3 protein-coding genes are annotated in these 3,105 nt (G+C 49.8%); 2 read left to right on the top strand and 1 reads right to left on the bottom strand.

Annotated elements, in window-relative coordinates; translation table 11 throughout:
- Positions 1–400: 400 nt before the first annotated feature.
- The gene (locus tag EKH49_RS16285) at positions 401–871 is read left to right on the top strand and encodes a VOC family protein (RefSeq protein ID WP_128471673.1); all 471 of its coding nucleotides are present in this window, start codon (positions 401–403) and stop codon (positions 869–871) included.
- 280 nt (positions 872–1,151) lie between these two features.
- Positions 1,152–1,964 (top strand): 23S ribosomal RNA methyltransferase Erm, encoded by an 813-nt coding sequence (gene erm, locus EKH49_RS16280; protein ID WP_128471672.1) that lies wholly within the window; start codon positions 1,152–1,154, stop codon positions 1,962–1,964.
- Positions 1,965–2,157: 193 nt separating this feature from the next.
- Here erm and EKH49_RS16275 read toward each other — a convergent pair whose 3' ends face one another.
- Positions 2,158–2,592: a hypothetical protein gene (locus tag EKH49_RS16275; protein WP_128471671.1), complete on the bottom strand. Its 435-nt coding sequence runs from the start codon at positions 2,590–2,592 to the stop codon at positions 2,158–2,160.
- Positions 2,593–3,105: the final 513 nt, after the last annotated feature.

Raw genomic sequence — 3,105 nt, 5'->3', positions numbered from 1 at the left:
TCCTTTGATCTGGTGATTTAGAGCTTCAACAACTCCTATTTTTCCAGTTCAGGTCACCTTTTCTTCTTTTAAGTCAGTTAATGACTGCCGTTGCCATGGAATACCCGGGCTAGCGGAGTCGCTCGGTGGAACCCTTATTCGTGTTCCTGTCCGCCGATTTCGTCGGTCAGATTTAGGCATTGCTCAAGACGAACGACACCGTCCTTGGCTGATCGAACGGCCGCTGTAAGCTGACTGAAACCGATGCTCATGTGCCTAGAATACGAGTTCGGCACATGAGCATCGCCCCGTCAGGGCCCCAGACGAGACACCAAAAACGACCATTATTGAGAAAGCCGTATTGACAAGTTCTTATGCGGCAACATTGAAAGGAAGCAGGGCCTGCACGTAAGTTAGAACGATGGATAAGAGAGCCCTGCCGCCTAGGCTTGATCGTGTCAATCTGATCTGTCTCGGAGTTCGAGACCTTACTCGCTCACGAGAGTTCTACCGGGACGGGCTAGGGTTCGAAACTCCTGATAAGGAGCCGAATCCCGAAATTGTCTTCTTCAACTGCCGCGGAACAAAGCTAGAACTTTATGAGTTGCACGAGCTTGCAGAAGACATTAATGCCACCGCACCTCCCGAAATCAGCGATTCGCGTACACACTTCGGAGGAATCACGCTCGCTTACAATGCTCACTCAAAAGAAGAAGTCGATGCCATCTTCGCCATTGTCGAAGGCATCGGAGGGCAAATAGCTAAACATCCCGAAACCGTTTCATGGGGTGGGTATAGCGGATACTTCCGCGATCCTGACGGCTATTACTGGGAAGTTGCCTATGCAGAGTCATGGAAATTCGATGAAAACGAAATGCTCATCATCGAGTAGAGCTTTTCGCAGTGCTCCTGAACATTCTCTCGGGAGGCAGAGCACCATTACCGCTTAGGCTGCCCCAATTCGGTTCGCGGGCCAGGATGCCTCTAGAATGGAACCCAAGAGCACTTTAGCGTCTCGAACGGCGGTATTTTCTGTACCCGCATGTCAGAACAACACGAGCAGATAGGCCTATACGATAGGCCTAAGACCCAAACGCTTAGGGCCTGGCCTGAATCTGCCAATGCACGCCAGCTTCGAGGCGCTCCAAGATCCAAACTCAGGAGCGCTATTCATGCCCCGTTCTTCACATGGCGGCCGACACGAACTCGGTCAAAACTTCATCAACCATCAGCCAACGATCAGACAATTCACCAAGGTAGTCGAAGAAACTTCAGGAACTATCTTAGAGATTGGTGCAGGTAATGGAGCATTGACCAAGTCTCTCATCACCCTCGGGCGACCACTTACCGCAATCGACCTCGATGAGCACCGAATCGAACAATTACAACGTTCACTGCCGAACGTCAGTCTGATCCATGCTGACGCAATGACATATCCACTAGAGGCGCAAACTGTTGTAGGGAACATTCCTTTTCATCTCACCACTCCGATCTTGCGCCGACTACTGATGGAACCGCATTGGGAACATGCTGTGCTGTTGACGCAGTGGGAAGTTGCTAAGAAAAGAGCCGGTGTAGGTGGTAGTACATTGCTGACTGCACAGAACGCACCCTGGTTCACCTTCGAACTTCATGGACGAGTGCCCGCGCATCGATTTACTCCGCGTCCCAGTGTTGACGGGGGGATACTAAAGGTCGTTCGTCGTGAAAAGCCGTTAGTTCCCCTATTGAAGCGTAAGAACTTCGAGAAGTTCGTGAGCGCCGTCTTTTCTGGTCGTGGCGGAACTATGGACAGAATCTTGCGAAATGTATCTGGGCACAACCGAGCAGTAGTGCAGGATTCCATGTCAGCAGCGAAAATTGGTCCCCACAGCTTGCCCAGAGACCTCACACCAGACTCGTGGTCCAGACTATGGGAAAAGCTACAACACCCAACAGTTCCAACCAGAAGCCAACGGCGCACTTACCGAGGGAATTCTAACTAGCCACTAGAAGACCGTTAAAGGATCGCCTTATCTGGTAACCAGATAAGGCGATCCTTTAACCCGAGCAAACTATCCAAGTGCAAAGAAAACCGACATTGAACATACCTCAATAGCTGGCCAATCAGAATGCCGATCGAAGGACGAGCATTCCGCAAGATTATTGATACTGGTCGATTTACGGTTGTTCCCCGGCTTAGCGGTGCAGGTAGATATTCTGATGGATCTGAGTCCAGCCATCATCTATCAGTGTTCTAGGATCTGCGCCATCGCCAACCAAAATAACCTGGGTTCCGGATCCGTTGCTTGTATTGACGATGACGTTGTTTCCGCCTAGCGCGCCACATCCACTGAGCCAGTTGTTTCCTGTTGTGGGATATGCGAGAACGCAGCCCATGTTCTTATCGGTTGAGGTGCCAATGAAGTAATTTGCGCCCTGATACTCGACGGCAAAGCGCAATGAACCTGGATCAATTATCTCGGGAATCTGACTTGAATGAGCCGTTGGTTGTTCAGGCTGTGGATCTTGTTCCAAGATCTTGAGATCGCTGCCTGACGCGCAAGCTGTCATACCTAACACTGAAGCTGTGATCAACAGTGATTTTGCGAGTCCTTTTTTCAATTCCTGCACCTCTCTAATGGCTCTGTCTAGTGATAGTAGCGCAGGCGCACACCCTATGGCAGGACATGAAGAAAATTGCTCCGGGATTCCAAGCCGGATTGTAAAGATACTGTAACGATCAAGTTTAGCTGTTTTTTTATCATTATTAACTTGATAGGTTTCAAAACACTCGCACAGCAAATTTTAAGATCTCATTTTTCCAAGAAAGGGAAACTGAAAATGAGGAGAAAATTAAAGCCCCTAGTGGCCTGCGTTTTCGCTTTATTGTTTGTCTTCTCGACAGCACAAGCTAGCCAGGCAACTACGGTGTGGTTCTTTGATGGGTTAAAAGCTCAGTATGTAAAAGCCAGTTGGTACGCCAATGGAACTACAGCAACAAAACAAACTGAAGGGTTTGTCCCTCACCGGTTAACCCAGATGTTTCATCACGCCTTACACGGCCACCGAAATCCATTACCGAGTGATTCCCGGTGGCCGTTTCCGGTTGCGCGCACGACCAAGAGCGCCTGAACCACCAGCGCT

This window comes from Glutamicibacter sp. HZAU, from assembly GCF_004100365.1.
GTDB lineage: Bacteria > Actinomycetota > Actinomycetes > Actinomycetales > Micrococcaceae > Glutamicibacter > Glutamicibacter nicotianae.
The sequence above is the reverse complement of the archived record's forward strand: the minus strand, read 5'-3'. Positions and strand labels throughout refer to the sequence as shown.